14 protein-coding genes and 1 other RNA gene are annotated in these 18,918 nt (G+C 62.8%); 11 read left to right on the top strand and 4 right to left on the bottom strand.

Going from position 1 to position 18,918, the window contains the following annotated elements; genetic code table 11:
* Window positions 1-157 precede the first annotated feature (157 nt).
* Together OVA24_RS11225 and OVA24_RS11220 are read left to right on the top strand one after the other, a co-directional pair.
* Window positions 158-1,168, top strand: a complete 1,011-nt coding sequence (locus OVA24_RS11225; protein WP_267669881.1) for a lysylphosphatidylglycerol synthase transmembrane domain-containing protein — start codon at window positions 158-160, stop codon at window positions 1,166-1,168.
* Complete coding sequence (locus OVA24_RS11220; protein WP_267669880.1) at window positions 1,149-2,027, top strand: patatin-like phospholipase family protein; 879 nt, start codon at window positions 1,149-1,151, stop codon at window positions 2,025-2,027. Before OVA24_RS11225 ends, OVA24_RS11220 begins: the two co-directional genes overlap by 20 nt.
* A gap of 51 nt (window positions 2,028-2,078) precedes the next feature.
* Here OVA24_RS11220 and OVA24_RS11215 read toward each other — a convergent pair whose 3' ends face one another.
* Complete coding sequence (locus tag OVA24_RS11215; protein ID WP_267669879.1) at window positions 2,079-3,608, bottom strand: DEAD/DEAH box helicase; 1,530 nt, start codon at window positions 3,606-3,608, stop codon at window positions 2,079-2,081.
* Between the two features lie 287 nt (window positions 3,609-3,895).
* Here OVA24_RS11215 and OVA24_RS11210 point away from each other — a divergent pair, with 287 nt between their 5' ends.
* Window positions 3,896-6,286 carry a c-type cytochrome domain-containing protein gene (locus OVA24_RS11210; RefSeq protein ID WP_267669878.1) on the top strand — a complete coding sequence of 797 codons (2,391 nt, stop codon included), beginning with the start codon at window positions 3,896-3,898 and terminating at the stop codon, window positions 6,284-6,286.
* Window positions 6,287-6,365: 79 nt separating this feature from the next.
* Here the strand turns inward: OVA24_RS11210 and OVA24_RS11205 are convergent, their stop codons facing one another.
* Window positions 6,366-7,592, bottom strand: coding sequence for a S41 family peptidase (locus OVA24_RS11205; protein ID WP_267669877.1), 1,227 nt, complete (start codon window positions 7,590-7,592; stop codon window positions 6,366-6,368).
* Between the two features lie 102 nt (window positions 7,593-7,694).
* Between OVA24_RS11205 and ssrS the strand changes: the two genes are divergently transcribed.
* From ssrS to bioB, 6 genes are all read left to right on the top strand, one after another.
* Window positions 7,695-7,875, top strand: a non-coding RNA gene (gene ssrS / locus OVA24_RS11200) — 6S RNA.
* 70 nt (window positions 7,876-7,945) lie between these two features.
* Complete coding sequence (locus tag OVA24_RS11195) at window positions 7,946-10,666, top strand: hypothetical protein (protein ID WP_267669875.1); 2,721 nt, start codon at window positions 7,946-7,948, stop codon at window positions 10,664-10,666.
* 85 nt (window positions 10,667-10,751) lie between these two features.
* Window positions 10,752-11,948, top strand: a complete 1,197-nt coding sequence (locus OVA24_RS11190) for a phosphoglycerate kinase (RefSeq protein WP_267669874.1) — start codon at window positions 10,752-10,754, stop codon at window positions 11,946-11,948.
* 47 nt (window positions 11,949-11,995) lie between these two features.
* Window positions 11,996-12,787 (top strand): triose-phosphate isomerase, encoded by a 792-nt coding sequence (gene tpiA / locus OVA24_RS11185; RefSeq protein WP_267669873.1) that lies wholly within the window; start codon window positions 11,996-11,998, stop codon window positions 12,785-12,787.
* A 100-nt stretch (window positions 12,788-12,887) separates the two neighbouring features.
* A complete protein-coding gene (locus OVA24_RS11180; RefSeq protein WP_267669872.1) occupies window positions 12,888-13,571 on the top strand; it encodes a hypothetical protein in 684 nt (227 codons plus the stop codon).
* Window positions 13,572-13,626: 55 nt separating this feature from the next.
* Complete coding sequence (gene bioB, locus OVA24_RS11175; RefSeq protein ID WP_267669871.1) at window positions 13,627-14,637, top strand: biotin synthase BioB; 1,011 nt, start codon at window positions 13,627-13,629, stop codon at window positions 14,635-14,637.
* A gap of 205 nt (window positions 14,638-14,842) precedes the next feature.
* On the opposite strand, the gene OVA24_RS11170 is transcribed toward bioB, so the two are convergent.
* Both OVA24_RS11170 and OVA24_RS11165 read right to left on the bottom strand, forming a co-directional pair.
* Window positions 14,843-15,418 (bottom strand): DUF1287 domain-containing protein, encoded by a 576-nt coding sequence (locus OVA24_RS11170; RefSeq protein WP_267669870.1) that lies wholly within the window; start codon window positions 15,416-15,418, stop codon window positions 14,843-14,845.
* A complete protein-coding gene (locus OVA24_RS11165) occupies window positions 15,415-16,080 on the bottom strand; it encodes a 3-keto-disaccharide hydrolase (RefSeq protein WP_267669869.1) in 666 nt (221 codons plus the stop codon). Before OVA24_RS11165 ends, OVA24_RS11170 begins: the two co-directional genes overlap by 4 nt.
* 920 nt (window positions 16,081-17,000) lie before the next feature.
* On the opposite strand from OVA24_RS11165, the gene OVA24_RS11160 reads away from it, so the two are divergent.
* Both OVA24_RS11160 and OVA24_RS11155 read left to right on the top strand, forming a co-directional pair.
* Window positions 17,001-17,981: an autotransporter outer membrane beta-barrel domain-containing protein gene (locus OVA24_RS11160; RefSeq protein WP_267669868.1), complete on the top strand. Its 981-nt coding sequence runs from the start codon at window positions 17,001-17,003 to the stop codon at window positions 17,979-17,981.
* A 20-nt stretch (window positions 17,982-18,001) separates the two neighbouring features.
* Window positions 18,002-18,841, top strand: a complete 840-nt coding sequence (locus OVA24_RS11155) for an alpha/beta hydrolase family protein (RefSeq protein WP_267669867.1) — start codon at window positions 18,002-18,004, stop codon at window positions 18,839-18,841.
* Window positions 18,842-18,918 lie beyond the last annotated feature (77 nt).

The raw sequence follows: 18,918 nt of genomic DNA, 5'->3' as shown, positions 1-18,918 counted from the left end.
GATTCCGCCCCCCCGTCCGGCATGCCGGCATCCGCCCCCATTTATCCTGCTTGCGACCACCCTCGGCGGGCTGGCATCTTTCGCGGACTTTCCAGCACTTCATTCTGTTTCCCAAGTTCATGCCCGTCCGACCACCCGCCACCCGATCCCTCCGGCCATGAGTGGAAGCGCAGGAAAAAAGTGGGGCAGCCGGGTGTTTTTCGGCATCCAGATCCTCATCGCGGCGGCCATCCTCTGGTGGGTCCTGTCACGGCCTGATTTCTCCAGCAGCTTTGCGACCGCATGGAAGAGCATCCATCCCGGCTGGATGATGGCGGGGGTGATCTGCGCCGGGGCGAGCATCGCCGCGCATGTGTGGAGATGGTGGATCTGCCTGCGCCTGCTGGGCGTGCAGGCGGGCTGGAAGATGCTGGCCCGCGTTTTTCTCGCCAGCTCGTTCGTCGGTACTTTTGTGATCGGGGGCATCGGTGGTGACGCGGCACGGATTCTGATGTTGACCCGGCGGTTTCCCGGATCCGCTTCCCGGCTGATGGTGTCCGTCATCGCAGACCGCCTCTGCGGGCTTGTCTCGCTGATCCTGCCCGCCCTGTTCCTCACCTTCCCCGCCCGCGAGGTTCTGTCCGCGACGCCCACGGGCAAGGCGGCGGTGCATTTCCTCTGGGGTTATCTGGTGTTTTCCTCGCTGCTGTTCCTCTTCTGCTGGTTCTGCGGCACGGAAAATGCCCGGCGGTGGCTTCCACGGTGGATGCCCGCACGGGAGTGGATGCTGCATGTTTCCGGCTGCTTCGAGCAGCTCCGTCCAGCCGGGTGGAAACTGCTGGGTGCGGTGGCCGCAAGCGTGCTGATGGTGGCCCTCCACTTCGCCACCTTCTGGTGCATCGCCCGGGGCTGCGATGCGGGTGTGACACTGCATGAAATCAACACCGTCATGCCGGTGATTGAGGCCGCCACCACCGTGCCCGCGACTCCCGGAGGACTGGGCATGAGGGAGGAGTTGTTCCGCGACCAGCTCGCCTCCCTGAGCAGGACTTCCTCCGGGGCCTCCGTCCTCATTTCCCTCGGAGGATTTCTCTGTGGACTGTTCTGGTGCCTGATGGGTGGACTGGCTGCCACCTCCCTTCTTCCAAGATCCCTTTCCCAGCCGAAACATGCCGGAAACGCTGCCTGACATCACCCCGGGACTCGCACTCAGCCTGGAGTCCTCCTACTTCGGGTTCTTCGCCCATGCGGGATTCGCAGCGGCGCTGCTCCATCATGGCATCAGGCCCGGGTTCTTCGCCGGAGCGTCATCCGGATCGATGATCGCCACCCTGCTCGGTGCCGGATTCACCGCGGAGGAGATCAAGGCGATCATCTTCGACCCGAAGTTCAAGTGGAGCTTCTGGGAGCTGAAGAGCTTCGCACGGGGCTTCGCGATGATGTTCTGCTGGCCGGGCGTGAGTGGCCTCACCTCAGCGCGGGACGCGCGGAAATACCTCACCCGCGTGCTGCTGGAGCGTGCCCCGGTACTGGAAGCGTGCCGCCACGGCGAAGTGTCCGTCACCGTCGCGAACCTGAACAAGCTGCGCACGGAGATCCTGACCACCGGGGACAGCGTCTCCGCCATCCTGGCGAGCTGCGCTTTCCCATGTCTGGTCTCCCCCCAGCAGGTTGATGGCGAACTATGCTGGGACGGAGGTCTGGCGAACAGCTCCCCATTCCTCCACTACGCGGAGGATGCGCGGGTCGATACCATCATCACCCACCACATCCACCATCCCTCCGTGGCGGACCGGTGGAAGCAGCCGGGCTTCCGCCCGCGCATCGCGGATACGCTGTCCCGCGGCCACCTCCTCATCACGGCGGAGATCCACCGCCTGCACCTGCAGGTGATGGAGAAATCCGGCAAGCGCATGCTGCCCGTCACCACCACCACGGACCGTCCCGGCCTGTTCAGCGGCAGGGCGGCCCAGCAGCGGTGCTATGACTTGGGATGGGAAAGCGGTGAGACCTTCGCCACGGGCTATCTGGCCCACCCACGGGCCTGATCCTGACCCCGGCCGCCGCAGCGGACAGGGTAGGTCCGGCCCTGTCATTGATCAGCGGTCGGATCCGACCATCTTGCGGATGGCATTGAGGCCGCTCCGCAGGAGGCCACCGGACGAGGAAGACCCGCGCTGTTCGCCACGATCCTCATCCATCTGGTAGCGGCTGCGGGTTGCCCCATCTCCCCTGCCTTGGTTGCCGGAACCCTGGGGACGTTCACCGTTGCCACGCTGGCGGCGGTCACCGCCCTGTGGCTGGCGTCCGCCTCCGCCCTGACGGCCACGGCTTCCACCGCCTCCGCCTTGCTGTTGCTGGCGTCCACCGCCCCCTTGGCGGCCACGGTTCCCACCGCCTCCACCTTGTTGCTGGCGTCCGCCCTGGACCATGCGGCCACCGGTTTTGAGCTTCACATGGCGCTGGGCCAGATCCTCGTCGTGCCACTCATGGTCATTCGAGTGGGGGACGGGCATCTTGATGACTTTCTCGATCTCGCGCAGGAACTCGCGCTCATCTTCCGAGCAGAAGGAAACGGCACGGCCTTCCGCACCGGCACGGCCCGTCCGGCCGATCCGGTGGACGTAGGCTTCCGGCTCGTTCGGGAGGTCGAAGTTCACGACCAGCCCGACGTCCTTCACATCCACGCCACGCGCCGCCACATCCGTCGCAACGAGGATGGGGGTGAGGCCTTTTTTGAAGCGGTCCAGCGCCTTCTCGCGCTGGGCCTGCGACTTGTTGCCGTGGATGGCGTCCGCCGGGAAGCCGGAGGAGGAAAGGCTCTTCGCCAGCTTGTTCGCTCCGTGCTTGGTGCGGCTGAAGACGATGGTGAGCTTGCCCGACTCCACGCCGGACTGCTCGCGAAGGAGCTTCTCCAGCAGCGGGCGCTTGTTGTCCTTCGACACGAAGCAGACGGTGTGCTCGATGCGTTCCGCCGTGGTGGTCTCCGGCGCGATGGAAACGCTGGCCGGATCACGGAGGATGGTCTTCGCCAGATCGACGATGTTCGGTGCCAGGGTGGCGGAGAAGAACAGCGACTGCTTGCGGGCGGGCAGGAAGGAGATGATGCGCTTCACATCCCGGAGGAAGCCCATGTCCAGCATGCGGTCCACCTCATCCAGCACGAGGAACTCGACCCCGGAAAGGTCAACATGGTTCTGGTCGATGAGGTCGAGCAGACGGCCCGGTGTGGCCACCAGCACATCCACACCGCGGCGCATGGCATTCACCTGTGGCACCTGGCCGACACCACCGTAGATGAGCGTCTGGGAGAAGCGGACGTATTTGCCGTAGGTCGTGAAGCTCTTGCCGACTTGGCCGGCGAGTTCACGGGTCGGAGCGAGTACCAGCACGCGGCATTGTTTCGGGCGGACCTGCTTCGGTTTCTCGTGCAGCGCATGGAGGATCGGCAGGGCGAAGCTCGCCGTCTTGCCGGTGCCGGTCTGCGCACAGCCGAGGACGTCGCGGCCTTCCAGCAGATAGGGGATCGCCTGGGCCTGGATGGGGGATGGCGTCTCATAGTTGAGTTCAGCCAAAACCTTGTGGAGGGGTGCCGCCAAAGGCAGCTCCCCGAATGTCTTCGTGGTCATGTTTTCGTATGCCAGCCCGCGCCGGATTGATGGGCGGCTGGCGGGTCGATGAGGTTGTCAGTGAATCCCAGAACAATCTCTCATCGATGAAGACCGGAACAGGCTCGGGCCACTCAGGCCCTGCGACGCTCGGGAAAGCGCGTGGCGGATGGATAGCCGATGTTTTCAGGAAAACAAGGGTTAAATATCAGGCACCCGAGGTGCCACAACTGATGCAAACCTAAAAAATAAACGAAAAACCGGGATTTACCCACACGTATTCCGCTGCAACCCAAAGCATCGGACCTGTGATTTCCCGCTACACCACCCTCTTCGTGCTTTCCGCGCCGTTCGCCATCGCTGCGGACAAGGTCACTTTCGACGATCACGTCCTGCCTGTTTTCCAGCAAGCCTGCCTCAACTGCCACAACCCCGACAAAGCGAAAGGCGGCCTCGATCTCTCCACCTACGGCGCGACCCTCAAGGGCGGTTCGGGCGGAAAGATCGTTGAACCCGGTGACGCGGGATCGAAGTTGCTCGGTTGTGTCATCCAGACCGTCGAACCGAAGATGCCACCGGAAGGTGACAAGATGGCCGGCGCTCAGATCGACGTCCTCAAGCAGTGGATCGAGGGCGGTCTCCTCGAGAACAAGAACTCCTCCGCGAAGAAACCGTCGAAGCCGAAGTTCGAGACTGCGATGGGTTCCGATCCCTCGAAGAAACCGGACGGTCCTCCACCGATGCCGCAGCATGTCCTGTTGGAGCCGGAGGTGATCACCCCGAAGGCCTCCTCCGTCCACGCCCTCGCAGTGTCCCCTTGGGCGCCGTTGATCGCCGTCACCGGCCAGCGGCAGATCCTGCTGCACGATACCAACACCCTGGAACTCGTCGGCATCCTGCCGTTCCCGGAGGGAGACCCCATCTCGCTCGCCTTCACTCCGGACGCCCGCTACCTCATCGTCGGCGGCGGCATCCCCGGCAAATCCGGCATCACCGTGACCTTCGACGTGACGAACGGCTCGCGACTGCTATCGGCCGCGAAGGAGTTCGACTCCATCCTCGCCGCGGACATCAAGCCCGGCTTCGACATCGTCGCCACCGGTGGTCCATCCCGCCTGCTCAAGCTGTGGAAGACGGAGGATGGCGAGATGATCACCTCCATCAAGAAGCACACGGACTGGATCACCGCGCTGGACATTTCCAATGACGGCATCCTGCTCGCCAGCGGCGACCGCAACGGCGGTGTGTGGGTTTGGGAAACGGACACCGGAAATGAATTCCACACCCTGCGGGCGCACCAGGCGGGCATCACCAGCCTCGCCTTCCGCTCCGACTCGAACATCCTCGCTTCCGCGTCCGAGGACGGCTCCGTCCGTATGTGGGAGATGAACAACGGCGGCGAGGTGAAGAAGATCGACGCCCATCCCGGCGGCGTGACCGCCTTCGCCTTCGCCCGCGACGGCTCGTTCATCACGGCGGGACGGGACAAGAAGGCGAAGCTCTGGAAGCCGGACTTCAACCTGCTCAAGGAAATCGGCCCGCTGCCGGAACTCCCGACCTCCGTGGTCATCGACGTCGAGAGCAAGAAAGCCTTTGTTGCCGACGCGCTGGGAACCATCCGTGCGTTCGACACCACCGAGGGCAAGCCACTCGGCGAAATCCACGCCAACCCACCTGCGATCGGGACCCGCATCAAAACGCTGGCGGAACGCGCCGGCACCCAGAAACAGCGGCTGGCGGATGCGGAAGCCGCGGCCAAACAAAAGGCCGCTGCCGTGGAAGCAGCGAAAAAAGCCTTGGCCGATGCCGAGAACACCCTGAAGCAGTCGAAGGAGATTGCCCAGGCCTCCAAGGCTGGCGCCGACAAAGCGAAACAGGAACTGGATGCCCGCAGGGGTGCACGCCAGAAGCAGCAAGAGGAAATCAACCGCCTCGCGGAAGCGAAGAAGGCGGCACAGGCCGACACCGACGCCAAGAGAGCCGCACTGGCAGCACTGCCGGAAGACCAGCGCGACCCCGCCCCGCTGTCCGCCGCGGAGCAGAAGAACCGCGAGATCGGCGACCAACTGGTGAAACTCCAGCAGGCGTTCGATGCCCCGGCCAATCAGGAGGGCCCGCTGGCCTCCGCCTTTGAGATGGCGAACAAAACCGCCGGAGTCGCCCAAGCCCGCATCAAACCTGCGGAAGATGCCCTGCCACCGCTGCGCAAAGCCGTGGAGGAGGCAGGCAAGGGCGCGGCTGCCGCCATTGCCGCAGCGGAAGCCGTGAAGAACGAACTGCCGCAGATCAAGGTAGCGGAGAAGCACTGGCACGCGGCAGCCATCAACGCCAGTGCCATCAAGGCCGCGGAAAAGGCCGAGTCCGCCACCGAGGAATCCGAAGGTGAACTCGCCGGCTTCGCTGAGGCGCTCAAATCCCTCGAAGCCCAGCTCGCCGTCATCGCGGCGAAGCGTGATGAGCTTGGCAAACTCCAGGAACGGCTCGCCCAGCCGGACCTGACGGAACCCATCAGGGAAGAGATGGCCGCCACCGCCGCTGCGGTCCAGTCCGTCATCCAACGGGAGACCGCCACCCTGCGGAAGCTGCAGGATGACACCCTCAGCGCCCGCTCAACCGTCGAGCAGAAACTTCCCGCCGCCTACCTCGCCTCCTCCGAAGCGAACCAACTGAAAGCGGCCTACGCCAAGGCCCGTCAGTGATCCCCTCCGATGGCGCTCCGCGTCATCCCCCTTCTGAAGGTGGGATCCTGACCAACAGGATGGCAGGTTGGGCCGGGGGCTATTTCGCAGCCGCTGGTCCATCCAGCACCTCCCCGGCTTTTTTCATCACCGGATCCACCCAGGAGGCCACCTTCGTGCGCTCCGCCTCATCCAGGGTATCCGCGCGGTTGCGTTTCTCAAAGTTGTCCCGGTCCGCGTCCACGAGATCCACCCGCACATCGGGAGTGATTCCGACGCGGTGCGGAGTCCGTCCGGAAGGAGTGTGATAGGTGGCCACGGTGAGACGCATGGCGGTCCCCTGCCCCAGCGGGATGATGTGCTGCACGGAGCCTTTGCCGAAGCTCAGTTCGCCGATGACCGTCGCCCGCTTCAGATCCTGGAGCGCACCCGCCGTGAGTTCGGACGCGGATGCGGACATGCGGTCGATGAGAACGGCGATGGGATACTCCCGTTTCCGCCGTTGGCGGGAGGGGGTCTTGAGTGGTTCCTCCTCGCTGCGGCTGCGGGTGGTGACCACGGTGGTATCCGGAGGAAGGAAAAGACCTAGAATTTTCACGGTCTCATGCAGATCCCCGCCACCGTTGCCACGGAGATCCAGGATCAGTGATTTCATCCCAGCGTCCTCCAGATCATCGAGGGAAACCTCCATCTCCTTCGCGCATGCACCACCGAATGAGGCGAGCCTGATATAGCCGGTGCCTTTCTCCTTGTTGATGATCTTCGCTTCCGCGACGGAGCGTTCCTCCACCAGACGGTGGACGAGGGAAATCTCGACAGGCTTCGGTTCCTCGGGGGATTTCAGTTTCAGGCGGCTCGTCTCCCCCGCCTTCCTCCGCAACGTGCCCACCAGATCCTCGAATTGCCCGCCCTCGGTCGGCCGGCCGTCGATCTCCAGGATGGAACTGCCTGCCGTGATCCCGGCGCGTCCCGCCGGGCCGGGCGGTGCCACGGCCATCACGTAGAGACCGGTATCCCGCAAGCCCAGTGTCAGCCCCAGCGAGGGCACCTCCGGATCGAGCTTCCCGTTCGATTTCATCAGCGCGGCCATCTCCGGGTGGATGAAGGAAGAAAACGGGTCCAGCCCCTCCATCATCCCCTCCAAGGCGTGGTTGACCAGCCGGTCATAGGCCAGACGGTCCGTATCCGGATGGTTTTTCCTGACCGCTTCCAGCACCTGGATGAACCGCTCGACGGCAGGATAGGCGGCTTCCTCCGCATCCGGCGGACCCGCCGGAGCGGCGATGGAAAGCGAAGGGACAAGCAGAAAACCGCAACACCATTTCATGACCCGTCTCTAACACCGCCCAACCACCTTGGCGCGGGAAAAATTCAATCACCTGCAATGCCAGATTTTGGTTGCGGGGGGAGGGATCGGATTTACTCTCTCCAACGACTGCTGTGTGCGTTCGATTTTGGCAGCTAGCCCGAACCGATATCACTACCACGGGATCAAAATCCGGCGAACCAGGTCATGCCTTCATAGGAAGACCCAAATAGTCCGGACGATCCCACTTGTTGAGCTTACGGAACGTGGCTCATAGCGCCAAGAACGGCACAGCGGTTTTTCTTTTCCCCGTTGTTCCTCCTCCTGACCTCGGGGGTTGATTTCTCCTGCGAATCCACGAGCATGTAGCTCTGATGAATCCGTTCAGCGCCGCCTTCTTCGTGTTCCTCGCAGGAACGGGAGTGCTGTCTGCCGCCGTTCCCGCGCAGGACGCCCCCGAAACCCGGGAAAGTGCGCCGGAGCCATCCATCGGGGAACTGATCGCCGATCTCTCCTCAGAGAATTTCGCGGTCCGTGAAAAGGCGACCCTCAAGCTCTGGACCCTTGGAGAGCCGGCCCTCACCGAACTGAAAAAGGCGTCCACGGGCGATGACCCGGAGGTGGCGTTCCGCACCTCGAAGCTCATCAGGGACATCGAGCATTTCTTCACTCCGGACACCGACCCGGAGTTGATCCAGCATGTGGAGGACTACAAGAAGGCGTTTCCAAAGAACAAAGTGGAGATCTTCAGAAAGATCGCCATGAAACGCGGGTGGCACCAACTGCTGAAACTCTACGCCGATGAAACGGATCCCGCCGTATTGGCGGAACTGCTGGACCAGGCCCATGGAGCCTCCATCATCGGAGCCCGCGAGAAGATCATCCTCGGGAAGAACGACGAAGCACGGAAATTCCTCGAACTGGCGCCCCGTGACGCCCGGTCACTGATGGCACTGGCCTGTTTCCACCGCTCGAATGGCACACTGGAGGAGGAGCGCCGGAAGGCGGACACCGGCCCGGCGGACTGGCGTGCGGCGCTGGCCCGTGTGGCCGGTGACACGGCAACCGCGGCGGCAGCGGCAAAGGAAGCCGGGGATCCGCATCTGGCAGCAGCGATGGGACTGTTCAACGGAGACTTCCTGCCCTGGCTGGATCTCATGAAGGAGAGTGAACAAAGCACCTCCCGGAAGCTGTATATGGACATCATCGGAGGCCGGTGGGATCCGGAACGGGAGGAAGAGGCCCGGATCGCCCTCAGGAAGCTTTCCGCCGAAGCCTCCGGTTCACGGGATGAAGCCGCCCGGGGCAGCGCCGCATGGAACCTTTTCCTCTCCGGTCATCCTGATCTGGCGGAAGCCGCTCTGACGAAAGCGCCGGTGCTCCAGGCGATCGACTACTACTCCTCGATCGAAAGGTTCGATGATGCGCTTTCCACCTTCGGACTGGACCCCGCGGCTCCCGATTTCAAACGATGGGTTGAGGAAAAGTTCGGAATCTACCTGAACCAGAAACGGTTCGAGAATGACCGTGCGGGGGACCAATCCAGTGAGGCGGAAAAGGAGCTGCTGAGGATGGCGGTTCTCCTGAACCAACTGGGACTGGAGGAGGAAATGCTCTCCGCATTCGAGAAACCATTGCTTTCCATGGCGGAGACGGAACTGGACGATTTCCTGATTCTGCTGGCCACACTTTTCGCCGCGGATCAAGGCCCATCCGACACGGCCGTCCTCGCCCAAGCCGTCGCCACGAAATGGGCCGGCGACGACGAAGGGCGCTGGCGTCAATTGGTGAACCTGGCCTTCAACGAGGATGAGGTCGCCATCCAGTGGTGGGACTGGCTGGCGGTTCTGGATGAGGAGTCGTCCTTCGCCGACCAATTCGAGGGGATGCTGGGACTGTTCGGCGCCATCCCCGATCCGAAGCGAACCCGCGACCGCTGGCTGGGCCTCGCATGGAAGGCGGTCGAGAAAGCGGCACCCGCGCAGAAGTCCCAGTATCTCAAGCGGATCGCCTACACCTCGGATTTCTCGCGGACGGAGGGCAGGTTCGCCGATATGGCCACCTCCCTCAAGGTCCAGGGGATGCAGGCCGCCGCGGACCAGAGTTCCGCCCTCCAGACGCAGAACTTCATGGGACTGTCGATCCGTGGCGAGTGGGACCAGGTGGCGGAGATCTTCACAAAAATGATCGCCGGGGACAGAGGCGACAAGGTCTCGCTGGGCCGCCCGGAACTGCACGCCTACCTCGCCGCCAGCCTCAGGCGGGCGGGCCGGGAGGATGAAGCGGTGGTGCATGATGGCTGGGCGGAGAAACTGTCGCTGGGCGACTCCGGCTCCTCCATCATCATCTCGAACGCCTACGCCTTCGGTGGAGACATGGAGAGAGCGTCCACCTGGCTGGCCCGCTACGCCATCGAGTCATCCCCCACTCCGGAACCTTACGGGGACCTCGCCAGCGGCTACACGCTGGACGCCTTCAACCGGTATTCAGTCCAGCTTCTGGAACAAGGCAGGTGGAAGGAATCCGCCGCGCTGGCGGAAGCGATGGCCCTGCGTGCCAACGACGGGGACACCAATCTCTCGCTGGCTCCATTCCTCCTGAACATCCGGCTGAGGGCGGATCTGCCCCACGGTCTGTCACTTCTGGAAGGAGACCGGGAACGGGGACTCGACCTGCTGGACCGGTGCCATTCTTACTTTCCCGGCGTCGGCCATCTGGCGGATTATTTCTTCCCCGCGCTGCGGAAAGCGGGCCTGATCAAGGAACATGACGAGTATTTCGAGAAATCCTGGAAGGTCATGTCCGGCTTGATCGAACGCTTCCCGCGCTCCGGACAGACGCTGAATGGCAGTGCCTGGCTCGCGGCCCGGGCAGTCCGCCGCCTGCCGGAGGGCGAGGCGCTTTCCCGGAAGGCGCTTGCACTGAATCCTGACGAGGCGGCCTATCTGGACACCCTGGGAGAGATCCACTTTTCGAAGAAAGACCGCAAGGGGGCGGTGAAATGGTCCGCCCTCGCCACGAATTTCGCGCCCGGGGATTCCATGATCCGCCGCCAGTATGAGCGATTTTCAGCGGACCCCTTCCCCGGAGATTAGATTCCCGCATTCCGCGCGCTTTCTTGCCCCCCGGAGATGAGCATGGCTTGACAGCGGGGCTTCTCTCGGGCGGGATTCCCCGCCCATGGCCAAACTCTCGATCCGCGATCTCGACGTCAATGCGAAGGAAGTCCTCATGCGTGTGGATTTCAATGTCCCCCTCAAGGATGGGGTGATCACCGACGATACCCGCATCCAGGGTGCTGTGCCTTCCATCAAACATCTCATCGCCGGTGGCGCGAAGCTCGTCCTCTGCTCCCACCTCGGCCGTCCGAAAGGGGGACCTGAGGCGAAATACTCCCTCGCACCTGCCGCAGCCGCCCTTTCCGAGATCCTCGGCCAGGAAGTGAAGCTCGCCCCGGACAGCATCGGTGAGGAAACCGCAGCCCTGCGTGCCGCCCTCCAGCCCGGCCAGGTCCTGCTGCTCGAAAACACACGCTTCTATCCTGAAGAGGAAGCGAACGAAAAGGACTACGCAAAGGCCCTCGCCGGCAGCGCCGAGATTTTCGTGAACGACGCCTTCGGCACCGCTCACCGCGCCCACGCCTCCACCGAAGGCGTCACCCATTTCATTCCGAAGGCCGCCTCCGGCTTCCTGCTCGACCGTGAGCTGGAATACCTCGTCGGCAAGCTGGAGAACCCTGAGCGCCCGTTCCTCGTCATCATGGGCGGAGCCAAGGTCTCCGACAAGATCCAGGTCATCAACGCCCTCATGGAAAAGGCCGACGCCTTCCTCATCGGCGGTGCGATGGCCAACACTTTCCGCAAGGCCCAGGGCTACCACACCGGCAACAGCCGCGTGGAGGCGGACAAGCTGGACCTCGCGCTCGAGATCCTCGCCAACGCGAAGGCAAAGGGCGTCAACTTCCTCCTTCCTGCTGATACCCGCATCACCCAGGAGTTCAAGGAAGGTGCCGAAACCAAGAGCACCCAGCCCTATGAACAGGGTGGCGAAACGCCGGACGGCTGGGAAGGCATCGACATCGGTGACGTGGCCGTCGACGAATTCGTCGCGGAAGTCGCCAAGGCCAAGACCATCATCTGGAACGGCCCGATGGGCGTGTTCGAACTCGACAGCTTCGCCAAAGGCACCAAGGCCGTGGCCGAAGCGATGGCCGCCAACACCGGCACCACCATCGTCGGTGGCGGAGACTCCGTCACCGCGGTCAACAAGTTCGGCCTGGATGACAAGATGACCTTCATCTCGACCGGCGGTGGTGCCTCCCTCGAACTGCTCGAAGGCAAGGTGCTCCCTGGCGTCGCCGCACTTTCCGACGCTTGATTGAATTACCTGCCAGCCTTTACGTCAAAATACCCGATCCCAACGATATGAACCGCAAGCCGATCTTCGCCGCCAACTGGAAAATGAACAAAGGACCTTCGGAAACGGAGGACTTCGTGAAGAGCCTGCTCTCCAAGCTCCAGGGCTCGAATTTCAACAGCGAAATCGTGATCGCGCCTCCGTTCGTGTCGCTGGCGAAGCTGGCGGACCAGCTCCACACGGCCACCGCCGTCCAGAACGCCCACGCCATCCAGATTGCCGCGCAGAATTGCTCCGAGTATGACTCCGGCGCCTACACCGGTGAGGTGAGCGTGCTCATGCTGCGCGAGTTCTTCGTCCACTACGTGATCCTCGGACACAGCGAGCGCCGCTCCATCTTCGGTGAAACGGACGCCGTCATCAATGCGAAGATCAAGAAGGCCCGCGAAGCGAACCTGAAGCCGATCTTCTGCATTGGTGAAACCCTCGCCGAGCGCGAAGGCGGGAAGCTGGAAGAAGTCCTCCGTACCCAGATCACCGGTGGTCTGAAGGATGTCTCCGAAAAGGATCTGGCGGAAATCGTCGTCGCCTATGAGCCCGTCTGGGCGATCGGTACCGGTGTGACCGCCACTTCCGCCCAAGCTCAGGAAGCCCACGCCTTCGTCCGCTCCGTGATTTCCGGGCTGTATGGCGCGGACGCCGCCGGCAAGATCCGCATCCAGTATGGCGGCAGCGTGAAGCCGAACAACGCCGCGGAACTGATGGCCTGCCCGGATATCGACGGCGCCCTCATCGGTGGTGCCTCCCTGGAGCCGCAGAGCTTCTTCGAGATCATCCGGAACGGGACCCAGTCCGCCTGACCGCCCGCGCTGCCGGAGCGTATGAAATTCAACGGACCCGGTTCTCACGAACCGGGTTTTTCATTTGTCTCAGGCATCCGGACCTTCTACTTTCCCGGCCATGAGACTCTTCGCACGGCTCGCCGCCCTGTTGTTCCTGCTCTTTTCCGGCATCGCCAGCGCGGAGCACGTCATCGTTTCCGGCGGTCCATCCCTGAAAAAATGGGAGCACCTGCGGGTGCCGGATGACCAGCATGACCGCTGGTGGGCGAACTTCATCCGCGCCGCCACCCTCCGCATGGCGGAGATCCGGCAGGCATACGGACCGGATGCACCCATCGTGTGGATGGTCCACCAGAAGAGCTACCAGGCCCGCGGCAGGGAGGACGGAAAACCCTACACCACCTGGATCAACGAACAGGCGGCGAAGCGGCGTGTCACCCTCATCTGGGTGAACTCCACCGGGGACCTCATCCGGGCCATCAACTCCCGCCCGCGTGGCTCCATCCAGACCTTCGACTACTTCGGCCATTCGAACCGCCATGCGTTCATGCTGGACTACGGCAGTGAGATCATGGCCGCGTCCACCTCCTGGCTGCATGAGCGGGATCTGCCGAAGATCAAATCATCGGTCTTCTCCAAGAACGCCTACTGCAAAAGCTGGGGCTGCCACACCGGCGAAAGCATGACCAAAGTGTGGAGGAACGCCGTCGGCATCCCGCTGGAGGGAGCCAAGGGCAAGACGCTCTATACTTCGGTTGGCCAAGGCAAGATGCCGCTCGTCGATGGCGGCTGGGCACGTTGACCCGACATCACGACCGGAAAATCCCCCGACCCTCCCCTTTCTTCCACTCTCCCACATGATTCTCTCCGAACTCCAGGCACTCTACGACCTTCCCTTCTTCGAACTCATCCAGCGTTCCCGGAAAGTGCATGAGGCCAACTGGCCGGATGCGGAGGTCCAGCTCTGCACCCTTCTTTCGATCAAGACCGGTGGATGCTCCGAAGACTGTTCCTACTGCGCCCAGTCCGCCCGCTACAACTCCGGCGTCCAGATCGAGCGGCTTATGGAAAAGGAGCAGATCATGGAGCGCGCCCGCGCCGCCCGTGAGACCGGCTCCACCCGCTTCTGCATGGGCGCGGCATGGCGTGGTGTCCGTGGCGGCACCCAGCGCTTCGAGCAGGTGCTGGACATCATCAAGGACGTCTCCACCCTCGGCATGGAAGTCTGTGTCACCCTCGGCGAACTCGGACCGGAAGAAGCGGTCCGCCTGCGCGAAGCGGGTGTCACCGCCTACAACCACAACCTGGACACCTCCCCGGAGCACTACCCGAACATCGTCTCCAGCCATACCTACGACGACCGCCTGCGGACCATCCGCAACGTACAGGACGCCGGCATGTCCGTCTGCTGTGGCGGCATCCTCGGTCTCGGCGAAACGATCACCGACCGCCTGCGCATGCTGGAGGTCATTTCCAGCTTCAACCCGCAGCCGGAGAGCGTGCCGATCAACTCCCTGATGCCGATGCCCGGCACGCCGCTGGCGGAAAACCCGCAGGTCGATCCGTTCGACCTCGTCCGGATGATCGCCGTCACCCGCATCGCCATCCCGAAGGCGAAAGTCCGCCTTTCCGCCGGCCGCACCCGCCTGTCGGATGAAACGCAGGCGATGTGCTTCTTCGCCGGAGCGAACTCCATCTTCTACGGTGACAAGCTGCTCACCGCAAAGAATCCATCCGTGGAAAAGGACCGTGCGCTGCTCACCAAGCTGGGCCTCTCGACGCTCGCACCGAATCCATCTTTGGAAGCACCAACAGCCGACTGCGACATGCCTGCCAGCCCTGCCTGCGCGGGCGCGGGATGCTGTTGAGCAAGGAGGGGATACACTCTTGTGCCCCGGCGGCATTGGCCAACGAAGAAGGAGAAGTTTTCAGAAGAGAATGAAACGAACAACAGATCTCTACGAACTTGGGGAATCCATCTTCCCCTTTCGCGATCTTTGAGTTTTGCGGTGAATCATTGGTTATTTGCCAATGCCGCCGGAGGACAGGAGTGTCCTCCCTCCTTACTTCTCCTTACTTCCACCGGTAGTGGCCGGTGAGCGGATAGGTCGCCAGCACGTCTTCTTCCCTCGCTCCACCTCCGATGTTGTGGATCACCAGCGGCCTGCCTTCCGCGGTCTTTTTGTCGCTCACGATCATGATGTGCGGCAGGTGCGGTGGCACGGTGCACGTGACCAGATCCCCTGGCAGGAACGCGGCGTAGTCCACCGGTGACTCCAGTTTGATCCCATATCCCTTCCGTTCAAAGAAGCGGCGGAGGTTGGGCACACGCCGGTGGTCGATGTTGCGGTCGGTGCGGCTCAGCCCCCAGTTCTTCGGGTAGGTGCCGAAGTTCGTCTTCATGTCCTCGTGGACGAGCTGCTGGAGATCCTGTGAAAGCCCGTCCCGCAGTGCCCGGATCACCACATCCGTGCAGACGCCCTTTTCACGCGGCACATCGCCGTTCGGATAAGCCAGCTTCGTGTAGGCGGGATCATAGCTCAGGGTGACCCCGATCTGCTTGCGGGCCGCTCCGACGATCTTCGAACCGGTCTGCGCGTGGAGCGGGACAAGGGCCAGCAGCCAGCAGAACAACGCGGCACGGATCATTTGAGGGACGTCAGTTCCAGCTTCCGGAATTCCACCTCGGTGCCTTCCGCCTGCAGCGCGAGCTTGCCGGAGGATGCGGTGCTTTTCGAGCCATGGTTCACGAGGACGCCGTTGACGTGGACGATGACCTCATCCCCCTTGCACTCGATGGTCATGGTATTCCACTCGCCGAGAGGTTTCTCCGCGCCGTCGTTGAGGTTGAGGATACGGCGGGCATCGGCAGGACCACCGCCGAAGTTCTGCCCTTCCTTGCGAGGGCGGCGCTTTTCCATGTCAGGCACTTCGATGTTCTCGCCGATGCACCAGAAATCCCCCGCGTCGCCGGAGTTCATCTGCACTTCAATGGACTTGGGGAACATCTTGTAGAGATTCCGTGGTTCGGAGGCGTGGATGAGCACACCGCAGTTTCCGCCCTTTCCGGGGAAGCGGTACTCCACCTCCAGCTTGTAATTCGAGTAGGACTTGTCGCTGACCAGGTGGCCTTTGGGATCACCCTTGCTGACGAGCAGACCGTCACGGACGATGAAACTCGGAGGCGTTTCCGGCTTGCCATCGGCAGATGGAACATCAGGGGTCCATCCGCTCAGATCCTTGCCATTGAAAAGCGGCTCGGCGGAAGCAAACGGAGAAAGAAGCAGGAGAGTGAGAAGCGTGGGTTTCATGGTGGATCTGGAAGATGATGAGGCTTTCGCGTTTCCCTCTACTACGGTCCACTCCCGTCTGTTTCAAGGAACGAATGGAGACCAGCGGAATACCGGGTTCTCCCGGAAGTGCGGTCTTGACGCGGAAGGCACGGAAATGTTCCTCTCACCAAACCTCCGAACCTGGGACCTGGCATTTTCCAGGTTCGATGAGTCTCCCTCCTCCCCGCGACTTCCTCCCATGAAGCCCAGATTCCTCCCCACCATCGTTTTCTCCCTCCTCCTCCCCGTATCCACCCACGCGGAGACCTACTACTGGGATGGTGCGTCCAATGGAGTCTGGGATCTGAACACGAACTGGGCGACGACGCTGGCCGGAGGCACGGATCCGGCGGGCTTTCCCGTTGCAGGAGATACCGCTGTCTTCGGCATCACGGGGTTGACCGGCGCACGCAACGTGAACCTGAACGGCGACCGCCAGATGGCCGGCCTGCAGTTCAACAGTGGCGAAACCTTCACTCTCCAGGGCGGCGGCACGAACCGGACGCTGGAACTCGGTGCCGGCGGCATCACCACCACCGCCGCCACCAAGACCGTCAACATCGGCAGCAACACCACCAACCAGAACGTGGCCATCTCGCTGATGGCCGCGCAGTCATGGGCATTCAACAGCACCGCTTCCTCCCCGAGCAATAGTTGGGGGATTTTTGTGAGGAACGCGGTGAGCCTGGGAATCTCCGGAACCCACACCCTGACGCTCGCGGGAACCACCAACACCTCCTCTCCCCTCAGCAACATCAGCGGCGCGATCAGCGACGGCTCCGGCACGCTCAACATAGAGATGAGCGGCGGCGGCAGCCTGCGCTGGACCCTTTCAGGGAACAACTCCTACACCGGGACCACGACCATCAAGAACGGTGGCATGACCATCGGCCACGTCAATGCGCTCGGCAGCACCTCCACTGGAACCACCGTGGAATCCGGAGCGTCACTTTTTTTTCCGGGACACCATCGGTTCCATCGCTGCGGAACCCCTCACCATCAGCGGCACAGGAGCGGGATCGAGCGGCGCGCTGCGGAACGTCAACGGGGTCAACACCTGGAACGGCGCCCTCACGCTGGCTGGCGGCACCTACATCACCTCGGACGCGGGCACCCTCACCCTCAGTGAGACGGCGGCCATCAGCCGTTCCGGCACAGGAGGACGGACCGCCACCTTCACGGGCAACGGAACCATCGAACTGCACGGTGAGATCAACGGCGACATCGCCGTCGTGCGCGGTGTCAACGGCACCCTCCTGATGACCGGCGTTGCCAAGGCCTACACCAACACCACCAGCATCTCCGCCAACGGCAACATGATCCTCAACACCTCGCTGGACGCGACCTCCGGGGTGACGGTCAATGGCAACCTGCGCGGAAACGGCGGCTCCATCCAGACAGGAGCTGCGGTGGGTGTGACCGGCACCGGCACGCTGGCACCCGGGACCACCACCACCGGACAGGAAATCGGCGTCCTCTCCATGGGTGCCCTCTCCCTCCAGAGCCTCGCCAGACTGGCAGTGGAAATCAACTCAGCCAGCATGACGAATGACCTGGTGGAAGTGACCTCCCTCAACGTGGGCAGTGGCGCTGTCCTCGCCGTCGCTGACCTTGGCAACTCCACCATCCCCCTCGGTGAGGCCCTCCTGTTCATCAGGAACGGCGGCTCGCTGACCGGTTCCTTCTTCACCGTCGATGGAACGCTGATCGAGGACAAATCGACCACCTTCACCGTGGGTTCGAATACGTTCCAGATCGACTACAACTACAGCGGCACACAGGGCAGCGGCGTCGCATTGATCTCCGTCGTTCCGGAGCCGACGGTATCCGCGCTGGCTTCCCTGGCAGCGCTGGCCATGGTCTTCCGCCGGCGGAGGTGAGGAAATCAGGCCCTCCCCTTATGAACCGCGGCACACTCTTCCGCTGGGCCCTGGTGGGAGCAACCGCCATGGCCATCGCGCTGGCGCTCATCAGTTGCACCCAGTCCCGCTTCATTTACTTCCCGCGTCCGTATGGGGCGGGCGTGGTCGGAGATTGGCGGAAATCGACCGGCGGCAGGCAGATCGACTTCGAAACCTCGCAGGGCAGCCAGCGTGCCTTCCTCCAGGGAAACCTCACCTCCCCGCGCAATCTGTGGATCTTCTGCGGTGGGAACGGCACCATCGCGCTGGACTGGTCCCAGTGGCTGCAGGAACACGCACCACAGGAGGATGCGTGGTTATTGATCGACTACCCGGGATACGGTGATTGCAAAGGCGCTCCCTCCCCCGGCCGCATCCGGGACTCCATCAAGACCGCCGTCCCCCTCGCCGCGAAGGAGCTGGGATGGCCGACGGTGCCCGATCCAGCGCGGTTGAGGTTCTTCGGCCACAGCCTGGGTGCGGCGGCCGCACTCGTCGGAGCATCCGAGTTTGGCATCCAGCGGGGTGTGTTGCTCACGCCCTTCACCAGCACCATGGACATGAGCAAGGCCATGACCGGCCTGCCCATCGGGTTTCTGATCTGGCACCGCTTTGACAACACGGCCCGGCTCAAGGAACTGGCGGAACGCGGCCCTGGCGAGGTGGTCATCTTCCACGGCACCACGGACGAGGCGATCCCCGTTGAAATGAGCCGCCAGCTCGCTGCGGAGAGAAAGGATGTGGTGAAGTTCATCGAGATCCCCAACGGCAGGCACAACACGCTACAGGATACGAATCCGGAGGAAATCGTGCGGGCGTTGGAGGAAATCGGACGGTGATCTTACGGAGTGCGGACTTCAGTCCGCTTGGCTTTGCTGGCTTGATTCTCTGGAGCGGACTGAAGTCCGCGCTCCGT

This window comes from Luteolibacter sp. SL250, from assembly GCF_026625605.1.
Classification (GTDB): Bacteria; Verrucomicrobiota; Verrucomicrobiia; order Verrucomicrobiales; family Akkermansiaceae; genus Luteolibacter.
Note: the sequence above shows the minus strand (reverse complement) of the source record. Positions and strands in the feature narration are given on the sequence as shown.

Coding starts and splice junctions, on each gene's coding strand:
- OVA24_RS11190 (WP_267669874.1), top strand. CDS start 10,752: ATGGCCAAACTCTCGATCCGCGATCTCGACGTCAATGCGAAGGAAGTC.
- OVA24_RS11155 (WP_267669867.1), top strand. CDS start 18,002: ATGAACCGCGGCACACTCTTCCGCTGGGCCCTGGTGGGAGCAACCGCC.
- OVA24_RS11215 (WP_267669879.1), bottom strand. CDS start 3,608: ATGACCACGAAGACATTCGGGGAGCTGCCTTTGGCGGCACCCCTCCAC.
- OVA24_RS11195 (WP_267669875.1), top strand. CDS start 7,946: ATGAATCCGTTCAGCGCCGCCTTCTTCGTGTTCCTCGCAGGAACGGGA.
- tpiA (WP_267669873.1), top strand. CDS start 11,996: ATGAACCGCAAGCCGATCTTCGCCGCCAACTGGAAAATGAACAAAGGA.
- OVA24_RS11165 (WP_267669869.1), bottom strand. CDS start 16,080: ATGAAACCCACGCTTCTCACTCTCCTGCTTCTTTCTCCGTTTGCTTCC.
- OVA24_RS11205 (WP_267669877.1), bottom strand. CDS start 7,592: ATGAAATGGTGTTGCGGTTTTCTGCTTGTCCCTTCGCTTTCCATCGCC.
- bioB (WP_267669871.1), top strand. CDS start 13,627: ATGATTCTCTCCGAACTCCAGGCACTCTACGACCTTCCCTTCTTCGAA.
- OVA24_RS11180 (WP_267669872.1), top strand. CDS start 12,888: ATGAGACTCTTCGCACGGCTCGCCGCCCTGTTGTTCCTGCTCTTTTCC.
- OVA24_RS11225 (WP_267669881.1), top strand. CDS start 158: ATGAGTGGAAGCGCAGGAAAAAAGTGGGGCAGCCGGGTGTTTTTCGGC.
- OVA24_RS11160 (WP_267669868.1), top strand. CDS start 17,001: ATGCGCTCGGCAGCACCTCCACTGGAACCACCGTGGAATCCGGAGCGT.
- OVA24_RS11220 (WP_267669880.1), top strand. CDS start 1,149: ATGCCGGAAACGCTGCCTGACATCACCCCGGGACTCGCACTCAGCCTG.
- OVA24_RS11170 (WP_267669870.1), bottom strand. CDS start 15,418: ATGATCCGTGCCGCGTTGTTCTGCTGGCTGCTGGCCCTTGTCCCGCTC.